This is a genomic window from Tenacibaculum sp. ZH5_bin.1 (assembly GCF_042865525.1).
In the GTDB taxonomy this organism is placed as follows: domain Bacteria; phylum Bacteroidota; class Bacteroidia; order Flavobacteriales; family Flavobacteriaceae; genus Polaribacter; species Polaribacter mesophilus.
Map to the genome: position 1 here is coordinate 444366 of NZ_JBEGIO010000002.1, position 19584 is coordinate 463949.

Genomic DNA, 19584 nt, shown 5'->3' on the forward strand with positions numbered 1-19584 from the left:
ATGAAACATTATTTATTTATTCTTTCCTTATTTGTGTTCTTTACACAATGTAAACAAGAAACTAAAAAAACAACTGAAAAGAAACCTGCTAAAAGCACTGTAAAATATGCCAAAGGGTTTGATATTATCTTAGAAAACGGAGTGAAAAAATTAGTGATTAAAAAAGCTTTTCAAAGCTCGCATGAATATTTTTCTTACACACTTACTGATAAAACCAACCTTTCTAAAAAAGAAATAAAAGTTCCTATTGAAAAAATGGTGGTTACTAGTACTACACATGTTCCGATGTTGGAACTTTTGAATGCTGAAAACACTATTGTTGGTTTTCCGCACACCAAATATGTTTCTTCAAAAAGAACAAGAAATAGAATTGACAAAGGTTTTATTGTTGAATTAGGCTTGGAACAAGACATGAACACTGAAAAATTGATTGATATGGAGCCTGAATTAGTGGTTGGTTTTGCTTTGCATCCAAATACGAAACTATACCAAAACATCAAGAAAACAGGAATTCCTGTCATTTTTAATGGCGATTGGTTGGAAGAAACTCCGTTAGGAAGAGCGGAATGGATTAAATTTTTTGGGGCTTTATACGGAAAAGAAAAGGAAGCAGATAGTATTTTCAACAACATAGAAAAGGAATACCTAAAAGCGAAAGAAATTGCTAAAAACAGCGATAAACAGCCTACTATTTTATCTGGTAGCATGTTTAAAGATGTTTGGAATGTTCCTGCGGGTGAAAGCTTTATTGCGACGTTTTACAACGATGCGAACTTAAATTACTTATGGAAAGACACGAAAGGAACAGGTAGCTTACCTCTAAGTTTTGAAAGTGTATTGGAAAAAGCACAACACGCTGATTTTTGGTTTAACTGTGGCTTGTATGCTACCAAAGAACAGTTAACTACCGCAAACATTCATTACAAAGAATTTGAAGCCTTTAACAAGATTTTTTCTATTGGACACAACAAAGGAGAAACAGGTGGTTTAATTTACTTTGAACTCTCTCCTGTACGACCAGATTTGGTATTAAAAGATTTGATAAAAATTACGCACCCTAATTTGTTACCAGAATACGAATTAACTTTTTATAAGGAAGTGGAGTAGTTTTTCGAATTATGATTAATGAATTACAAAAACAGACTTATACACTTGAACAAGTTAATTATTATTAATATTGAAGTAAAAATTACTCTATGAATATTTTAAAAACAAAAGATAAGATATTAGCCGCTCTTGGTAATATGAGAGCTATGCGAAGGTTGCATGTTGATACCTACACTGAAGAAAAGATTAAAAACATTTCTGGTGTTAAAATTGCTGAGTCAAAAGAAGGGCAATTTTGGATAAGTTTTCAGGAGTTAAATGGTTATTTATTCATGAATTCAACTTTATTAAGTAGAATAGACTTAAAAACTTCTAAAGGAGCAAAAATAATTCTATTAACAGAAAACTATGAAATTGAAATTGAATCAGATGAAAAAATGATTGAATCTGATTTTTCTAATATTTCTAATACTTGGATAACCAAGGTGAGTTTTGAAATAGAAGAAAAAGAAAAACAACTAATAGAAAATATAAACTTTGAAGAATTAATATATGAATTTAAAAATGGTGTTTTAAAATTACATGGAATAACAACAACTAAAAACACTTAATTTAATTATTCTTTTTATTTTATATTCTACCAATATTTGAATTAGTTTTCAATATAAAACTTTCGAACTTAAATTATCTAAATGAAAAAATTAACAGTAAGTGCTTGGAATGATGGTAAACATAACCAACAAGGAAACGGATATGGAATTAGAGTTGGTGTAAAAGGACGTGATTTTTTTGAAGAAAACATCTCTGAAATTAATTTATCTATCGAAAACTCCAGCTTCTTTAAGGTAAAAATAACAAGTGGTTTTTGGAAAGATTGTCCGGAATTTAGAGATAAAAGAATCGGAGAGTGGCTTATTGAAAATAATTTTGCTTTTTGGAAAAAGGGAATGCCTCCTAAGTTCTACTTAACCGTTTTAGGTAATAATCAATTCCTTTTGGAAAAAATTGACTAAATACTAAAGAAAATAAAAGTAAACTATTTACTATTATATACCCCTATCTCACAATCGTTCTAAACGTTAAGTTCACTCGTGGTCGGTGGACTTTTTTTGTAGGTGGTAACCGGTGAAGCCAATGGGTTTGGGTTTCGTCCTTCATTACCAATAACGAACCGTGTTCTAATACTTTGTACACCGTTTCTTTCGTCTGTTTGTGTTTAAAACCAAAACGTCTTTCTGCTCCAAAACTCAACGACGCAATCGCTCCGTTCTTTTTTAAATCTTTTTCCCCATCACTATGCCACGCCATTCCTTCTGAACCATCGTGGTATAAGTTCAGTAAACAAGAGTTATAGGTTTCTCCAGTTTCTTTTTCAACTAATTCTTTTAACGCTAACAATTCTCTCGTAAACGGTAAGGCTGTTTTTGTAATGTTAGAATAAGAATATTCAAAAGGCTGTTCGGCATACCAAGCTACTTTTCGTTTGGTTACCATGCGTTTTCCAAAAATAATAGCTTCGTCGTTACGCCATTCAATGGAATTTAATAAAGCTTCGTAATAATGGTCTGCTTCCTCTTTTGGTAGAACAATTCCATAATAGTTTACCGTTCCTTCTTTCGGAAGTAAGTTTTTAGGGGTATTATCAAATTGTGAGAATAAATCCATCGTTGTAAAAATACGACTAAATAATAAACGACATAGCGAGGAGCAACAGCGACGTGGCTATCTCATCATTTAGAAAAGATTCCTTCATCCCGCTCCGAAGTTTTGGAAACGGGATTCGGAATGACGATGTCTTAATTTCTAAACTTATTTCGTGTGATAATATGTTTGAGCTTCTGTTTTAAGTCGGTTCCTGTATCGTATACCATTTGCTCGTTAGAAGGAAACTCAACTGAAGTTTCATCTAGTAAATCTATAAACGATTTATCCAAAGCTCTTCTGTCTCCATCATAATCAGCATAAATATGTTCAAAAATAAACTCACTTTGTATAGGAAAACGATGTAATAACTGATTTGTTCTATTGTCAATATATTTTACAACACCTGTAACTTTACTACTCTTAAATTGTGTAAACTTATAAAAGTTACAACGTATTCTTTTAAACTTATCTACTTTTATTTTGTTTCCTAAACTGTCTTTTACATAGTTTCCGTTATTATCTCTTAAATACTTAAAACCATCTTTTATACGTCGTTCTTTAATAACTTCTTTTTCGTGTACTTGTTCAGGAGAAATTAAAATATCTGTAAAATCTAACTCTAAATCAAAATCATAACGAATATTTCTATCCTTTTTAGCGTGATATTGTGTCCATAAATCATTCAATCCATACGTATCAATCGCTAATAAATCTCTTTCTAATCTTTTTGGAATTATTTGATCTGTTCTATTTCTAACAGAAACATGTACATAATCAATTCCTTTAGCATGTGCTTCTTCTATTAAGTTTCTTGTATCTCTATAATTAGGACTAATATTGTCCAAGTGTCTTAATTCATCAAAAGCTCTTCTATAGTTAATTTTATTTCTATATCCTTCATTTAGCAAGGCTACACCATTTTCGTACAAGTAACCAGCATAGTTTTCTTTTGCCGCAAGAATTTCATCAGTATAATTAACAAGTTTAAACTTGGCATTTCTACCAGAAGATAAAATTCGTAATGGCAATAATGGTTTTATTCGCTCTTGTCTGTTGTTAAGACGTTGATACAATGTATAAATTGTTTCAAAGTTTTCAGGGTTTTGCTCTTTTTCTAAAAAAGAAATTCTGTCTAAATCTCTATCTGTTGCTTTTCTAAAAGCTTCCTGAAGCATTAGCACATGTGGTTGATTCTTTTCTTTGGTTTTATTCTTAGCTAATTTTTCAATAGATAATGAAATTGCCTTCTCATAATTACCAGAATTAAGTGCCTTTTCAGTAGTTTTTACACTACTACAAGATGCTAGTACTAGTACTGATAAAACAAGTAGTAAAGTAGTTTTTCTCATAAAGTTTAAGTTTCGCAAGAAAATTCAATTATTGTGCCAAAACTAAGTATTCTTTTTAACTTAAACTTTATGAAACTATACTATTTATTCAAGTAGCTTCGCCATAGCTATTTGAATAACTTTAAGATGCTTTTCTTTATTTGATGGTTTGTTAGTTTTTTGCATTTGAGCCATTTGACGTAACAAGTTAACTCCTACCTGATCAAAGTTATATTGTTTGTATTGAAGTCCTTTTGCTACAATATCGTCTGATAGGTTTTGAATAGCCTCTGTATTATTACTTTTTCCAATCTTATCAAATGCTTTTTTATACAATGATTGAATTTTCTTGTTCGGACTTAAAAACATTCCAGACATTACATTACTTGCAATGAAACTTAACTCATCATCATCATTTTCTTCTAAATAAATACGCGTTAATGGTGTTGCAATAATCTTTTTTACTGCTAAAGGCAATGTTTTTGATTTTTGAATGGTTAGCTGCTTATCGATATAATACATTCCTACCAACGACTTTCCTAACACAGAATATGATTTACTTTCTAACCCTTTTTCAAACACCGGTTTTAATGCTGGATCTGTTAACTTTCCTAACGTTTCAATTGCCGCTGCTTGTACCAACGTTTTTGGATCGTTTTGAGCTATTTTCATTATTTGATCAATCACATTCTTTTTTGAATATTTATTGATTAAATTAATGTTCTCCAAGGCTAAAATCCTAATCTTATAAAAATCGTTATTCAGAGCGTCTGCAACGGCATTAAACGCTTTTTTATCATCTTGATGTTTTGCTACTTCTAACAAAGCTTCTCTTTTATGCACGTAGTTTTGAGCATATTTTAATTGATGAATATAATCGCTCAATACTTTATTTTCGTTAATATCGCACAACAATACCCCGTCTGCATTTACTTGAATTAAATCTGGATGGTTTGTAAAAGGAAATGTAAATGACGCATCTCTTCCTTCAACAAACACGTTATGTCTTGTTCTTTTACTTCCTTCAAAAACATCAATAGCAAACGGAAATTTAAATTCATTAAGTTGAGATTGAATAATATTTACGGTTACTGTTTTTCTTAGTTTATTAAAGTCATAAGAAATAGATAACTTCGGGTGTCCGCTGTTAAAATACCACTGATTGAAAAACCAATTTAAATCTTTACCACTTACTTTTTCAAAAGCTAAACGTAATTGATGCGCTTCTCCTGTTCCATACTTATTATCTGTTAAATACGTATTTAATCCTTCGTAAAAAGCTTCATCTCCTAAATAGTTACGTAACATATGTAAAATAGCGCCTCCTTTGTTATAACTAACCGCATCAAACATATCCTCTTTATCATCGTAATAAAAACGAACTAAATGTTTATCAAAATTTTGTCCGCTTTTATAACCTTCAATATCTTCAAACAAATGCGCGTCTGCCTCATCTTTTCCATATTTATACTCTAACCATAAATACTCGCTGTAATTAGCAAAACTCTCGTTTACAGTTAAGTTACTCCAACTTTCGGTAGTTACTAAATCACCAAACCAATGATGAAATACTTCATGTGCAATTGTGTTTTCTTGTACGTTTTCATCAATTAATTGTCCTGGTGTTTGATACGCTCTTTCCCCATGAATTACAGCCGTAGTATTCTCCATTGCTCCACTTACATAATCACGCCCTACAATTTGTGAATACTTATTCCATGGATATTCAATTCCTGTAATTTTTGAGAAGAACGCTAACATTTCAGGTGTATTTCCAAAAATATCTTTTGCATACGGAGCATATTCCTTCTCTACATAATAATCTACAGGAATATCTTTGTATTTATCTTTAATAATCTCATATTCTCCTACTCCCATAAAAAACAGATATGGTGCATGTTTTTGAGTAAAATTCCAATAATCGGTACGAGTTCCATTAGCATTGGTAGTTTGCTTCTCTAATTTCCCGTTAGAAAGCGTTACATACTTTTGCGGAACAGTCATATAAATTTCCTGTGATGTCTTTTGGTTTGGAGCATCAATTGTTGGAAACCAACAACTACTTGCTTCGGTTTCACCTTGCGTCCAAATTTGAGTTGGTTTGTTTTTATCAAAACCTGTTGGATTGATAAAGTACAACCCTTTTGCAGATGTAATAGCTGCACTTCCTTTTTGTTTTACCCTTTCTGGTCGCGCCGTATATTTAATATATAATGTAAACTCTTCGTTTCGCTTATAGGTACGAGGTAAGTTGATAATTAACTCATAGTCGTCATAATTATACTCTAGTGGTTGATTATTCATTGTTACTTTATGAATAACCATTGCTTTAGCATCTAACGTAACTTTATCTGTTTCATAAAAATGAGGTGTTAAGGTTACCCATTCTTCCCCATTCATTTCTTTTTCTTGAAAGTTAAAATCTACTTTTAACTTCGTATGAACTAAATTATGAACTTTATCTCTTTCAGCTCTATATACTTTATTTGATTGGGAAAATAAGCTTGCTGTAAAGAAAACAGCGATAAAAACAAGGAGTTTGTTAAATTTCATATGTTTTTGTTTAGAGTTCAAAAATATGAAATTCTATTGGGAGGCTTGTTAATGAGCCGTTAAAAAGAAAAAGCCACCAGATGATCTGATGGCTCTTATATACTTAATATAAATCTTTATTTATATAATATTTATTTAAGGTTTTATTATCATAGCCATATAAGTCTTTTCCTAGACCTATATAAAAGACTCCATCTTTAATATGTATAGAATTATCAAAGCCTTTAATTAGCATGGGGGTTTTTTCTTTCCAATTATTTTCTGTAAAATCATATTCATATATTCTATGTTCTTTACCTCCATCTGTTAAACCTCCTATATAATAAAGTTTATCATTATAGTACTTTAAAGCTACATTTTGATATGTACCAAAATGATTCCTTGGTCTTCCTATATAATTAAATTGTTTTGTTATGATATCAAAATAGAATACTTGTCCTTGCCAAGGATTAACAAAAATTTTATTGTCTCCGTAAGTTACTGTTTCATAATTGTAAGTGTTAAATTTTTCTCTATAAATTTTTTCTTTTGTTTTTACATTATATTCATATAACTTACTATAATCCATACCATAAAGTATATCTCCTATTAAGATTCCTTTATTAACAAATATGTCATTTTTTTGACTAGTCCAACTTTTATTTATTATATCATATTTATAAATATATTCATTAAGAGGTAATATTAATTCAGCATCTGTAACTGTCAACACCCTTTCTTCTCCCATAAAAGTTGAAAAAGGAGGTGGATTATTATCAATCATATCCCATTTTTCAGAACTGTGATTAAATTTAAAGACTCCTAAATAATTAATAAAATACCAATCTTTAAAATTTGATCCAGAAATACAAGTTCCTAAAAGGTTAATATTATCAAGCGTATTATTGATCAGGTTATGCGGCTCAACTCCTTTTAAGGTTGCTATATCAAATTTTTGATCTCCTACAGATCCTGTAATTTTTATATCACCTTCTAGTTTTCTATAATAAGGAAATTTAAACTCAGATTTTGTAGGGCTACTCAATATATTTTCACAATTTTCTCCATTTGCTTTAATGGACAATCTTTCAATATTATCTCCATATACGATATAATTATCTTTTCTTGTAGCTTCATTTTTACTAACCGAATGTACTTCTGATTTCTCTATTTCATATTCTACTTCATTTGACTTTTGTCCACCAACCTCTACGTATAATCTATGTGTACCAGGAGTTGTATTAATTCCTAATCTAAATTTAATTTCGGTATTCTTTACTGTATATGAAGAATTATTAGGGTTTGTAACTAGCTCTCCATCTATATAAATTTTATTAATTCTGCCATATCCGAAGTCGTTTCCTTTAATAGTAACGTTATCTGCGTACATGTAAACTTTTTTATCTAATGAGTTAATTTGAGGTGGATAAATTTGTATCATAGAAGAGTCATATCCAAATTGATTTTCTAGTTCCACTTTTAATTTACCCTCTTCTTCCATAACAAAACTTGGGTAATATGTATTTAAATGTAACCACTCGTTTAAGGATATCTTTATAGCACCATCATCATCTATTTGATAGTTATTTCCATACTTTACAGGGGTATTTCCTATTTTTAAATTATTTCTATCAATAAAAGCATCTGTTTTAATAACAACTTCATCTGTAAAGTGATATTTTGGTTTGCCAAACTCTAAAATTTTTGGAGCTCTCATTTTTACTGTAGCTACATCTACAAAACCATTAATCTCAATTTTTAACTCTGGATTGGAGGTATAAAAATATCTGTTTACTAATATTTTGATTTCTTCTTTATTGTAACTTAATAAAGTTTGATTTGATCCTCCTATAGTTACTCTTGGAATTTCATTTCCTTGTTTAAAATAATTTCCTTTAATCGTAACTATATCAAAAAAACCTATTGTTTCAGGGATAGTAGAAATAATATATGGACTAGTAGTTTGATAAAAACTTTTCTTCTCTGTAATTCTATCTAAAACTTTTAACTTTAAATCTACTTTCCCTTTTGATAAACCCTTTGGTACTATAACCAATAAAGTATCTTTATAATCAGTATACTTAATTTCTGTTTTAATATTATCTAACCATAACTCTGATATAGAATGGTGTAAATTTTTACCATAAAGTTTTAATACTTCTCCTACATACCTTTCTTTAGACTCAATAGAATCTAATATAGGGGCGTTTATTGTATATATGTCTTTTATGTTTTTGGTTATTGCACAAGTTCTTACTCCTAAACTTAGGTTAGAAGTTTTTAAATATGGAGGGATAACAACTTTCATTATGGAGTCTGAGACTGAAAAAGGTCTATATCCTCCTCCATTGAAATAAATTAGATTACGAAATTCAGAATCACAAAAATTTTTACCTTTTACTGTTAAAGTATCGTAAATAAAACCATTCTTAGGATAGATACTATCAATAACTATAGGTGTTGTAAAATTGCTTATAAATTCTAATGTATCACTAGTAATAATCTTATCTTTAAACTTTACAAAAGAAAAGGTTTTATAAATTGAGTCTTTTAATAACTTCTCTGTTATAGACGCATCAAAAAAACTTGACTGTAATCCTGTGTATTCTTTCTCATAGAATTCTTTTTTAGATTTTCTAAACCATTTTATTCCATAAGAAACAATGTTATCATAGCTTGTATTGTGAAACTCTAGTTCTGTCTTTGTACTTACTCCATTTATTGTATTATCGACAATATTGTAAGAACTAATTTTTACCTCATCAACTAAAGACTCTTCATTTTCTTCAGTGTCACACGATAATATACAAAACGTAATTAATGGCACTAAAAATAACTTTAAAGTAATATTTTTCATATAATTTTTTTGAAAATTTGCCAAATATATAAAAAAGCCACCAGGTAATCTGATGGCTTCTCTATATTTTCAATACTAATTTTTATTCTGTTTCTTCAGATGAACGATGTTTATCATCGAAAATCATTTTAAATTGCTTTAAATCTAAATTCCCTGCATCCATCTTAGCTTTTTGCATCATTTCCATAATCTTTCCAACATTCATGTTTTCTCCTAAAATTCGTGCAACTCCCACTCCCATTTCTTTTCCGTAACCAAAAGCTACGATTTCGTCAATAGCATCAGCATCTCCTGTGTAGTAAATTGCTGCATTCGCTCCATCTTTTTTGAATTTCATTAATTCTTTATAACTAGATTTTTTAAAGATAGCTTTCAGCTTTTCTTTTTCCGCCTCATAACTAGCTTCATCTAATTTATTATAAGGAACTCCTGTAATATTTATTTTCTTTATGCTTTCATACGCTTCTTTATCTTGTTCAGATGCCTTATCCATACTTAACTGTAATACACTAGCGGGTACATCAAACGTAATAAAGCCTTCCTTTTCTTGGCTTTCTACCAAATAGCTTTGTAAAGATTCTGTTTTACAAGAAACTGTTACAAACGCTACTAGTAAAATTGAGTATATAAATAGTTTTTTCATTGTTGTTAGTTTTTGATTAAAAGCAGCGTTAATTTGTTAACGCTGCCTTATTTGTTTTTATTTGTTCTTCTTTCCGTCTTTAGAAAACGTCTCTGCTAATTTTGACATTTTGTTGATGTCGATATTACCAGTTAACGAAACTATTACAGATTCTGGTGAGTTACCATTAGAATTTTTGTCTTTTACAAACATTAATACTTCGCTTACAAAGTCTTTGTTTTTTGTAGACTTCACATAGATTTTAACACGAGAATCTTTGTCTTTTACACGCATTAACTCTATTAAATTACTTTTTTTAATAGCAGACTTTACCATGCTTTCCATTTCAGCAGACACTTTTGCGCTTTCAGTTGAAAATACTTTTAATTCTTGTAAGTCTTGAATCATTTTAAAAACCTCCATTGCTTCATTATCTTCTGACTCTACTTTGAATTTAGATAAAATCTCAAAAGCATCTTTATTTACTACTACTGATGATACCTCATCTAGGTCTTCTAATTTATCGAACATTGATTGCCCGAAACTAACATTAGCTATAAATACGAATGCGAATAATAATATTACTTTTTTCATGATTTTCTTGGTTTATAAGTACTTGGTTTTACTTTCTTAATTAATTTACTGTGTTTATTACTTTGTTTACTGTTTCTTCATAGGCTCCTAATTGTTCAATAGCATCATTTCCTTTTTTTAGGTTGTTTGAAACTGCATATAATGCATCGTTTCCTTTGTTTAAATTGACTGAAACTAGTTGCAACGCTTCTTTAATTTGTGCAAACTGTTTACGTTGTTGATACTTTTTGTACTCTTCATTACCCATGAATACACTAAATAGTAAGACTACTGACGCTGCTACTGATAACCATTTCCAGTTCTTCTTAGTTTTCTCAGGTTTTAACTGAATGGTTTTCGTAAAGGTTTCGTCTTTACTTTGTTTAAAATAGCCAAACATCATACTATATTCTTGCAAATGCGGTGCCACGTTGTTTGAGGTAAAATACTCTTGTAACGTTTGCTCTTCTTGCAATGTTGTTTCTGCGTCTAGGTATTTATCTAATAACTTCTCTATGTTAGCTAACTCCATAGTTGTGTTGTTTTATTAATTCTTGTCTTATTGCTTTTCTAGCTCTTGATAATGCTACTCTTACAGCTGTCGGTTTCATATCAACCATTTTACATATTTCATCAAAATCATATTGTTCAATATCTCTTAATTGTATGATTATTTTTTGCTGCTCTGGTAACTTCTCTATAAGCTCATGTACTCGGTTTACACTGTCTTTATGTTCTACTCTCTTTTCTAGAGGAGTGTCTTTCTCTTTATAATTACTATGAACCAATGTTAAATTACTTGCTTGTTTAGACTTTAATCTGTCATAACAGTAATTCTTCGTCATGGTCATTGCAAATGCCTCTACATTTTTATAATTAGAGAGCTTCTCTCTATTTCTCCACAATTTAAAGTACAACTCTTGTGTAGCGTCCTCAGCTTCTTCGGTAGAAACCAATAATCTTTTCGCTAAACGAAAGACTTTGTCTTTAAATGGTAATACAACTTTTAAAAAGTCCGATTGGTTCATGGTTTGGTTAATTAGTTTTGTAAGCCTATTAAAACAATTGCGTCTTATTTAACAGGTTTACATATCTACGACGACGCAGTTTCAAGTTTGTTACATCAATAATAAAAAAATAATATTATTCAGTAAATTGCGTTGTTGTTACAACTAATATACTCTTATGAAATTATTAAAAGCATCCCTAATCATCTTTTTTTCAATACTACTTGTTTCATGTAGTGAAAAAGACGATGCACCCAAAAATATTGAAGTCCAAAATTTCGTTTGGAAAGGTTTAAACGCTTACTACTTATGGCAAGACTTAGTCCCTGACTTAGCTGACAGACGTTTTAATAACGATAATGAACTGTATAGTTATTTATCAGGATATGACGATCCTACTAATTTATTTTACAGTTTATTGTACATGCCTAATGAATACCCTAAAGATCCTAACAGAACCTATTCATGGATTGTAGACGATTATATTGCATTAGAAGAATCTTTTGCGGGAATACGTCTTACAAGTGGGATGAAATTAGAAGGAGCTGACTATGCTGATGGTTCTGGAGGCTATTATATATATGTATACGATGTTGTTACTGGTTCTAATGCCGATGCACAAGGAGTTACTCGTGGAATGATTATTACTGAGATTAACGGAACAACTATAACCAGAAGCAACGTAAATGATTTATTAGATAATGATACATTCACTATTCATTTAGCTGATTATAACGGAGGAAATCCTGTTAGTAACGGAACAACTATTACAGTTACCAAATCTCAAGTAACAGAAAACCCTGTAAAAGTTACCAATGTAATTACTAGTGGTAGCCATACCATTGGGTATTTAATGTACAATCAATTCTCTAGAAACTTTGATGGAGAGTTAAATGCTGAATTTGCTAAGTTTCAATCAGCAGGTCTTACCGACTTAATCATCGATTTACGTTATAACGGTGGTGGTTCTGTACAAACAGCTACTTATTTAGGAAGTATGATTACCGGACAGTTTAACAATGAGTTATTTGCGAAACAAGTATGGAATCATAAAGTAATGGAGGTAACAAACCCAGATTTATTAATCAATAACTTTACGAATCAGATTTTAAATAAAGACCAACAAGGAAATGTAGTATTGGATGAAGCTATTAATAGCTTAAACCTAAATACTATTTACTTTATAGTTTCTGATGATTCTGCCTCTGCATCCGAATTAGTTATCAATGCACTAAAGCCTTATATTGATGTAAAGTTAGTAGGAACTCAAACTTACGGAAAGCATGTTGGTTCTATTACCTTATACGATTCTGACGATTATACTCGTAATGGCGATAACTTAAAGAGTCATACGTGGGCAATGCAACCTATCGTATTAGAAATTCAAAATAAAGATGGTGAAAATGCTCCTGAAGGGTTTATTCCTGAGGTTATCATTGATGAAGATCCAGGTAACTTAGGTATTTTAGGTGACCCTAACGAACCTTTATTACAAAGAACCATTCAATACATTACTACAGGAGCAAAAGGAGTACCTACAATGAAAAAAGGAGTTCAATTTTCTCCATCATGGAATTCAAATATGATGCGCCCTGATTATAACAATATGTATGTGGAGTTGAAATAAAGAACAAAACGATATAAAATAAAATCCAGCTTACTCAGCTGGATTTTTTAATACTATTTATTCAATAACCTACCATCTTATTACACACGACACTAGCATACGGTACCATTAGACACCATTGTCTTGTGATTAAAGACAGTACTGTCTGAAGTTTAAGACAAATTACAACAAACTCATTTGTTGGTTATTCTCTTCATTAGGAATCTTTAAGTCAACCCCTAATTCCTTGTTTAGCTTTTTTATAAAGTAGGCTGCCAACAATGGTGATTCTACTTCTAAGTTTTGATGGATAAAAAAGTGAATATTCTCTAATCCTAAATCATTCCATTCTTTTAAACGAACCACCCAATCATCCAAACGTGTATAATCTGATGGGTGATTTGCTCCAACATAACGAACAAAAGCCTCGTTATTCGTTAAACGCATATGCATCATATCTCTTCTACCTGCTGTATCTACTAACACATTGGCTATGTTATGTTCTTCAAACAGCTGTGTAAACTCTTCAAACACCATTGTATCTTCAAACCAATCTGGATGGCGTACCTCTATAGCTAATGGTATACCTTTAGGCCAGCTCACTACAAAGTTTTGTAATCTATCAAAGTTTTTATTTCCAAAATTAGCATGTAACTGTAAAAAGATGGTACCTAACTTCTCTTGCAAATGCGAGGCATTATCTAAATAAACATTCACCGCATCTTGTACACCCTGTAAACGCTTCCAATGGCTTATCTCCTGCCCTAGTTTGGGAAAGAATTTAAAGTTCTCAGGGGTTTTAGCTTTCCACTTTTCAAACTGTTCTGCAGGAAACTGTCGGTAAAAAGTAGCATTGAGCTCTATTGAGTTAAACTGTTTCGAATAATACTCCAATTCATCTTTGGTTCCTCTCGGATAAAATCCTTTTAAATCTGCTTTATTCCATTTTGCACAGCCCACATACACATTAGGTTTACCACTCTTTTCATAAGAGTTTAATAGCTCTATTGTTTTAGGGTGTGTTTCAGGTAATGTAAAATCTATTAACTCTGGTTGTGCTACTTTTCCAAACTTCATACTTCACTATTTTCTATTCCTTCCTCTATTTCTTGATTATCTACCATCTCTGGTCTAAACTCTGTCATTCTATCATCATTCAGCTTTTTCGCATACTTATAGCCCGATTTCCACCATTTCTTCATTTTCTCTTTATCAAAAACTAACGAATTGGTTGTTAATACCGTTGGCGTATAGTATAAATTCAGTTTTACATTGTGTTGTTTTGCAGAAAGCTTTCCTATAGTAATATTATGCCGCTCAACATTCTCCAACATAAAATCAAAGGTATCCATCATCAGCGAAAAAGGGTTCTTAGCAGGCAATCTGTTCATTTGTGTTACTTCTGTTGCTAAAATAATGGCATCCACCTCCGTTGCTCCTCTTGCTATGGCTTCTCGTATAGGTATTAAACTTCCAAAACCACCGTCAGCATACTGACAATGATCTTTTTCTAGTAAACTCATAAAAGGTACATAATTGCACGAACCCCAAATCCAATCGCAAAAATCTTCATATTCACATTCTAAGATAGATTTGTACTCAATTTGATTCGCGGTTAAATTGGATACTGTTACTACAACCTCTTTATTCAGCCTTCTAATTTCGTCGTACATTTCTTTAGTAACACTTTTACTTATAAGCTTTCGTAAGTTTTTACTCTCACCAAAAGTTTTACGACCATTTAAAAAGTTCCAAATCGTGTTTCTATGTCGTATAGAAACCACCTTTTCTCCATGTACCGATTTTACTCTGAATGGGCTGTTACTAAAAATAGCTTTTTGATCTACCGATGTATATATTTCTTTTAATTCATCAATCATACCCAAAGCCAAATGCGAAACCATTAAACTACCTGTTGATGTTCCTAAAAGCATGTCGTAATCTTTATTTTTATTTTTCATCAGGTATTGTGCAACACCGCCCGCAAAGGCTCCTTTACTTCCTCCTCCTGAAATTACTAGGGCTTTTTTCATTGATTTAAGTTTGGTTTTCCTATTTTTAGTTCTGTAAAAATATCAAAAATATGGAACCAACATAGGTAAAGTAAACTTTCTCTACATATTTACTAATTAATTTAAATTTCTAAGGTTACTTGCTCCATTTAAAACAACTAAAACAAACACATGAAACGATTATCATTCCTTTTCTTATTCTCTTTAACAATACTATCTTGTAAGCAAGAAAAGAAAACCCCAAGAACTTTTGAAACTATTAAAATTACCGAGTTTAAACAAGATAGTACCAGTATTAGAGCTATACTAGCTATTAGTAACGATGAGTTAATTTTTGCAGGCTCTAAAGGAGATATTACAACAACAAAAAATGGTGGTAGAACATGGCAAACACAAAGTTTAAAGTATAACGATACTATTATACCGCACTTTAGAAGCATTGCTAAAAATGGTGAAAATATATTTGCCTTATCGGTAGCAAACCCAGCCTTACTATATAAAGGATATGAAAACAAATATGAATTGGTATATAAGGAAGAACACGAAAAGGTTTTTTACGACTGTATGCAATTCTTTGCCGATGGAAAACATGGTATTGCCGTTGGTGATCCTACAGAAGATTGTCCGTCTATTATTCTTACCTCAGACGGAGGAAATACGTGGACAAAACTACCTTGCTCACAGCTGCCTACTTTTGAAGAAGGAGAAGCCTTCTTTGCTGCTAGTAACACCAATATTGCTATTGTAAACAATACTGTTTGGATAGGTTCTGGAGGAACCAAAGCACGTATTTTAAAATCTACCGATTTTGGAAACACTTGGGAGATTTTTGACACCCCAATTGTACAAGGTAACGGACCACAAGGAATTTACTCTATTGATTTTTATGATGAAAACCATGGAATTGCTATTGGAGGAAACTACTCAAAACCGGAAGACAATAACGCTAATAAAGCAATTACTACCGATGGTGGTAAAACATGGACACTCGTAGCTAATAATACCAATCCTAATTACAAAAGCTGCGTACAGTATGTACCTAACACGAATGGAAATGAAGTTTTTGCTGTTGGAAAAACAGGAATATCATTTTCTAACGATGGTGGACATACTTGGAAACAAATAAGTAAGGAAAGCTACTATGCTATTCAGTTTATTGATAGTAATACAGCCTGGTTATCTGGTCATGAAAAGATTGGAAAGCTAGTTCTTAACTAAACTATCTTAGGGTAAGTAAACAAAGAACTATAAGAAAACCCATTTTAAGTCTATTAGGTAAGCCTTGGTGGATTAAATTCTTGGCTATCACCCTGTGATTAATTCTTAATGTTTTGTTAAAAGGAATTCTTTTCCTTTTTAACTATCTATTTTTATAAGCTAATCAACTCAATATTAAATGAAAAAAATACTATTCTTACTCTTATCCCTGTGTATTAGTACCTCTTTTGCACAAGAGTACTTTCCTACCAACACAGGAGTAAAGTCATCCAAAAACAACGTGTATGCATTTACCAATGCTACTATTTATGTTACCCCTACCCAAGTAGTAAAAAAAGGAACACTACTTATTAAAGACGGAAAAGTTGTTGCTGTAGGTAAATCGGTTAACATACCTAACGAAGCACAAGTAATTAACCTAGACGGAAAGTCTATGTATCCTTCGTTTGTAGATGCCTATTCAACCTTTGGTATCGCAAAACCTAAACGTGAAAGTGGTCGTGGTAAAACACCACAATACGATGCTGGTAGAAAAGGATATTACTGGAACGACCATATTCGTCCTGATGTAGATGCTGCTGCTGAGTTTAACTTTGATGCTAAAAAAGCCAAAGAATTATTGTCTTTAGGCTTTGGTGCTGTTAATACACACGTAGCAGACGGTATAATGCGAGGTAACGGAATTTTAGTTGCTTTAAACCCTAACAGTTCTAATGCTTACAGAATATTAGACAAAGAATCTGGAAACTACTTATCGTTTTCTAAAAGTGCTAAATCACGTCAAAGCTACCCTACTTCACGTATGGGAGCCATGGCATTATTACGTCAAACATATTTAGATGCCGATTGGTATGCCAAAGGAAATGCAAAAAATACCGATTTAGCTTTAGAAGCTCTAAACAATAAAAAAGAGTTACCTCAAATATTTAATGCAGGTGGATATTTAGATAATATGCGTGCTGATAAAATTGGTGACGAATTTGGAATTCAATATACCATTGTAGGTGGAGGTAACGAATACGAAAGAATCAATGATATTAAAGCAACAAATGCTACGTACATTATTCCTATTAATTTTAGAAATGCTTACGATGTATCAAATCCATTTTTAGCAAATAAAATTGCGCTAAGCGATATGCGCTCTTGGAATCAAGAACCAGCAAATCCTTCAATTTTAGCAAAAAACAAGGTTCCTTTTGCGTTAACTACCTATAAATTAAAGAAAGTAAAAGAGTTTAATAGCAATCTTCAAAAAGCTATTACTTACGGATTAGATAAAACTACAGCTTTAGAAGCGTTAACTACAGTACCTGCCAAGATTTTAAAGAATGATAAAATAGGAAATTTGAAAGCTGGTAGTTATGCTAACTTCTTAATTACTTCTGGTGATATTTTTGACAAACAAACTACTTTATATGAAAACTGGGTACAAGGTGATAAAAACACCATTAACTCAATGGATATTAAAGATATTACAGGTAAGTACACGTTAACAGTTAACGGAAAATCGTACGATATGACCATTACTGGTAAAGGAGCTAAACAAACAGCTGCTTTAAAAAGTGGAGATAAAAAGGTAAACAGTAAATCATCTTTTAGCAACGACTGGTTACATATAACTCTTAAAGATGGTGACAACTACACTCGCTTAACAGCATTAGTACAAAACAAACAACAAATTACGGGTACAGCTACCGACAACGATGGAAATGAAAGTACTTGGAATGCTACTTATACTGGAAAAGCTGACTCTAAAAAGAAAGGCGACAAGAAAAAAGAGACTACTCCTGAAGTAGTAGCTGTCTCATACCCAAATATCGGATTAGGAAACCCAACTGCTCCACAAAAAGAGACTATTTTAATTAAAAATGCTACGGTTTGGACTTCTGAAAACAACGAAGTACTAAACAATACCGATGTATTAATTAAAGATGGAAAAATAGCTAAAATAGGTACCAACTTATCTTCAAGAGGAGCTACAACTATTGACGGAACTGGTAAGTATGTAACCGCAGGTATTATTGATGAGCATTCACATATTGCTACTTCAGCTGTAAACGAATCAGGGCATAACTCAACAGCTGAGGTAACTATTGAAGACGTTATCAACCCTAACGATGTAAATATTTACAGAAACATTGCGGGTGGTGTTACCTCTATTCAGGTATTACACGGTTCTGCGAATCCAATTGGTGGACGTTCAGCAATTATCAAACTAAAATGGGGAGAAAATGCTGACGGAATGTTATACAACAACACTCCTAAATTTATCAAGTTCGCTTTAGGTGAAAACGTAAAACAATCTAACTGGGGAGATTTAAATACCATTCGTTTCCCTCAAACACGTATGGGAGTTGAGCAGGTATATATTGACTACTTCCAAAGAGCCAAAGAATACGATGCTAAAAAGAAAAGCGGACAACCATATCGTAAAGATATTGAGTTAGAAACCTTAGCAGAAATTATTAATAAAGAACGTTTTATTTCTTGTCACTCTTACGTACAATCAGAAATTAATATGTTGATGAAGGTTGCAGAACAATTCAACTTTAACATTAATACGTTTACCCACATTTTAGAAGGATACAAACTAGCAGATAAAATGAAAGAACACGGAGTTGGCGGTTCTACTTTTGCTGACTGGTGGGCATATAAATACGAGGTTAACGACGCGATTCCATACAACGCAGCTATTATGCACAACCAAGGAGTTACCGTTGCTATTAATTCTGATGATGCAGAAATGTCTCGTAGATTGAATCAAGAAGCTGCTAAATTGATTAAATATGGAGGTTTAAGCGAACAAGAAGCTTGGGCTACAGTTACTATCAATCCTGCAAAACTATTACACTTAAACGACCGTACAGGTAGTATTAAAAAAGGTAAAGATGCTGATGTTGTAGTATGGAGCGGAAACCCACTTTCTGTATACTCTAAAGCAGAAAAAACAATTATTGACGGAGCTGTTTATTTTGACATTGAAAAAGACTTAGAAAAGCGTAAAGCTATTAAAGCAGAACGTGCTAAGCTAATCAATATGATGTTACAAGAGAAGATTAAAGGAGGTAAAACACAAGCTCCTAAAAAGAAAACTCAGAAATTATTTCACTGTGATACAGAATAAGAACTTAAAAACAC

The 19584-nt window shown here is 31.7% G+C and carries 16 protein-coding genes; 6 read left to right on the plus strand and 10 right to left on the minus strand.

The features are described 5' to 3' along the window. From ABHQ57_RS10060 to ABHQ57_RS10070, 3 genes are all read left to right on the plus strand, one after another. Positions 1 to 1107, plus strand: a complete 1107-nt coding sequence (locus ABHQ57_RS10060) for an ABC transporter substrate-binding protein (protein WP_167713773.1) — start codon at positions 1 to 3, stop codon at positions 1105 to 1107. Between the two features lie 89 nt (positions 1108 to 1196). Continuing rightward, positions 1197 to 1658 carry a hypothetical protein gene (locus ABHQ57_RS10065; RefSeq protein WP_047788710.1) on the plus strand — a complete coding sequence of 154 codons (462 nt, stop codon included), beginning with the start codon at positions 1197 to 1199 and terminating at the stop codon, positions 1656 to 1658. An 81-nt stretch (positions 1659 to 1739) separates the two neighbouring features. Beyond that, positions 1740 to 2060 carry a hypothetical protein gene (locus ABHQ57_RS10070; protein ID WP_047788709.1) on the plus strand — a complete coding sequence of 107 codons (321 nt, stop codon included), beginning with the start codon at positions 1740 to 1742 and terminating at the stop codon, positions 2058 to 2060. A 43-nt stretch (positions 2061 to 2103) separates the two neighbouring features. Here ABHQ57_RS10070 and ABHQ57_RS10075 read toward each other — a convergent pair whose 3' ends face one another. The 8 genes from ABHQ57_RS10075 to ABHQ57_RS10110 all read right to left on the minus strand — a co-directional run bounded on the left by ABHQ57_RS10075 (position 2104) and on the right by ABHQ57_RS10110 (position 11631). Beyond that, positions 2104 to 2712, minus strand: a complete 609-nt coding sequence (locus tag ABHQ57_RS10075) for an alpha-ketoglutarate-dependent dioxygenase AlkB (protein ID WP_159490996.1) — start codon at positions 2710 to 2712, stop codon at positions 2104 to 2106. Between the two features lie 131 nt (positions 2713 to 2843). Beyond that, positions 2844 to 4040, minus strand: a complete 1197-nt coding sequence (locus ABHQ57_RS10080; protein ID WP_159490994.1) for a hypothetical protein — start codon at positions 4038 to 4040, stop codon at positions 2844 to 2846. A gap of 84 nt (positions 4041 to 4124) precedes the next feature. After that, positions 4125 to 6572: a M1 family metallopeptidase gene (locus ABHQ57_RS10085; protein WP_167713772.1), complete on the minus strand. Its 2448-nt coding sequence runs from the start codon at positions 6570 to 6572 to the stop codon at positions 4125 to 4127. A 103-nt stretch (positions 6573 to 6675) separates the two neighbouring features. Beyond that, positions 6676 to 9408 carry an IPT/TIG domain-containing protein gene (locus tag ABHQ57_RS10090; RefSeq protein ID WP_167713771.1) on the minus strand — a complete coding sequence of 911 codons (2733 nt, stop codon included), beginning with the start codon at positions 9406 to 9408 and terminating at the stop codon, positions 6676 to 6678. An 82-nt stretch (positions 9409 to 9490) separates the two neighbouring features. Continuing rightward, positions 9491 to 10051 (minus strand): DUF4252 domain-containing protein, encoded by a 561-nt coding sequence (locus ABHQ57_RS10095; RefSeq protein WP_281979225.1) that lies wholly within the window; start codon positions 10049 to 10051, stop codon positions 9491 to 9493. Between the two features lie 57 nt (positions 10052 to 10108). Then, positions 10109 to 10624 carry a DUF4252 domain-containing protein gene (locus ABHQ57_RS10100; protein ID WP_047788704.1) on the minus strand — a complete coding sequence of 172 codons (516 nt, stop codon included), beginning with the start codon at positions 10622 to 10624 and terminating at the stop codon, positions 10109 to 10111. Positions 10625 to 10664: 40 nt separating this feature from the next. After that, on the minus strand, positions 10665 to 11135 hold the full coding sequence (locus ABHQ57_RS10105) for a hypothetical protein (RefSeq protein WP_047788703.1): 471 nt from the start codon (positions 11133 to 11135) through the stop codon (positions 10665 to 10667). Then, positions 11122 to 11631: an RNA polymerase sigma factor gene (locus ABHQ57_RS10110; protein ID WP_253056514.1), complete on the minus strand. Its 510-nt coding sequence runs from the start codon at positions 11629 to 11631 to the stop codon at positions 11122 to 11124. The genes ABHQ57_RS10105 and ABHQ57_RS10110 overlap by 14 nt, the downstream gene beginning before the upstream one ends. Before the next feature lie 157 nt (positions 11632 to 11788). Here ABHQ57_RS10110 and ABHQ57_RS10115 point away from each other — a divergent pair, with 157 nt between their 5' ends. Next, positions 11789 to 13237, plus strand: a complete 1449-nt coding sequence (locus ABHQ57_RS10115) for a S41 family peptidase (protein WP_389863561.1) — start codon at positions 11789 to 11791, stop codon at positions 13235 to 13237. Positions 13238 to 13399: 162 nt separating this feature from the next. On the opposite strand, the gene ABHQ57_RS10120 is transcribed toward ABHQ57_RS10115, so the two are convergent. Together ABHQ57_RS10120 and ABHQ57_RS10125 are read right to left on the minus strand one after the other, a co-directional pair. Beyond that, a complete protein-coding gene (locus ABHQ57_RS10120) occupies positions 13400 to 14293 on the minus strand; it encodes a DUF72 domain-containing protein (protein ID WP_389863564.1) in 894 nt (297 codons plus the stop codon). Next, entirely contained in the window at positions 14290 to 15249 is a 960-nt protein-coding gene (locus tag ABHQ57_RS10125) for a patatin family protein (protein ID WP_125344893.1), read from the minus strand. The genes ABHQ57_RS10120 and ABHQ57_RS10125 overlap by 4 nt, the downstream gene beginning before the upstream one ends. A gap of 150 nt (positions 15250 to 15399) precedes the next feature. Between ABHQ57_RS10125 and ABHQ57_RS10130 the strand changes: the two genes are divergently transcribed. Then, positions 15400 to 16446 (plus strand): WD40/YVTN/BNR-like repeat-containing protein, encoded by a 1047-nt coding sequence (locus tag ABHQ57_RS10130; RefSeq protein ID WP_389863567.1) that lies wholly within the window; start codon positions 15400 to 15402, stop codon positions 16444 to 16446. Positions 16447 to 16624: 178 nt separating this feature from the next. Next, a complete protein-coding gene (locus ABHQ57_RS10135; RefSeq protein WP_389863570.1) occupies positions 16625 to 19570 on the plus strand; it encodes an amidohydrolase family protein in 2946 nt (981 codons plus the stop codon). Positions 19571 to 19584: the final 14 nt, after the last annotated feature.

Coding starts and splice junctions, on each gene's coding strand:
- ABHQ57_RS10080 (WP_159490994.1), bottom strand. CDS start 4,040: ATGAGAAAAACTACTTTACTACTTGTTTTATCAGTACTAGTACTAGCA.
- ABHQ57_RS10075 (WP_159490996.1), bottom strand. CDS start 2,712: ATGGATTTATTCTCACAATTTGATAATACCCCTAAAAACTTACTTCCG.
- ABHQ57_RS10135 (WP_389863570.1), top strand. CDS start 16,625: ATGAAAAAAATACTATTCTTACTCTTATCCCTGTGTATTAGTACCTCT.
- ABHQ57_RS10060 (WP_167713773.1), top strand. CDS start 1: ATGAAACATTATTTATTTATTCTTTCCTTATTTGTGTTCTTTACACAA.
- ABHQ57_RS10130 (WP_389863567.1), top strand. CDS start 15,400: ATGAAACGATTATCATTCCTTTTCTTATTCTCTTTAACAATACTATCT.
- ABHQ57_RS10065 (WP_047788710.1), top strand. CDS start 1,197: ATGAATATTTTAAAAACAAAAGATAAGATATTAGCCGCTCTTGGTAAT.
- ABHQ57_RS10120 (WP_389863564.1), bottom strand. CDS start 14,293: ATGAAGTTTGGAAAAGTAGCACAACCAGAGTTAATAGATTTTACATTA.
- ABHQ57_RS10100 (WP_047788704.1), bottom strand. CDS start 10,624: ATGAAAAAAGTAATATTATTATTCGCATTCGTATTTATAGCTAATGTT.
- ABHQ57_RS10090 (WP_167713771.1), bottom strand. CDS start 9,408: ATGAAAAATATTACTTTAAAGTTATTTTTAGTGCCATTAATTACGTTT.
- ABHQ57_RS10105 (WP_047788703.1), bottom strand. CDS start 11,135: ATGGAGTTAGCTAACATAGAGAAGTTATTAGATAAATACCTAGACGCA.
- ABHQ57_RS10085 (WP_167713772.1), bottom strand. CDS start 6,572: ATGAAATTTAACAAACTCCTTGTTTTTATCGCTGTTTTCTTTACAGCA.
- ABHQ57_RS10115 (WP_389863561.1), top strand. CDS start 11,789: ATGAAATTATTAAAAGCATCCCTAATCATCTTTTTTTCAATACTACTT.
- ABHQ57_RS10095 (WP_281979225.1), bottom strand. CDS start 10,051: ATGAAAAAACTATTTATATACTCAATTTTACTAGTAGCGTTTGTAACA.
- ABHQ57_RS10070 (WP_047788709.1), top strand. CDS start 1,740: ATGAAAAAATTAACAGTAAGTGCTTGGAATGATGGTAAACATAACCAA.
- ABHQ57_RS10110 (WP_253056514.1), bottom strand. CDS start 11,631: ATGAACCAATCGGACTTTTTAAAAGTTGTATTACCATTTAAAGACAAA.
- ABHQ57_RS10125 (WP_125344893.1), bottom strand. CDS start 15,249: ATGAAAAAAGCCCTAGTAATTTCAGGAGGAGGAAGTAAAGGAGCCTTT.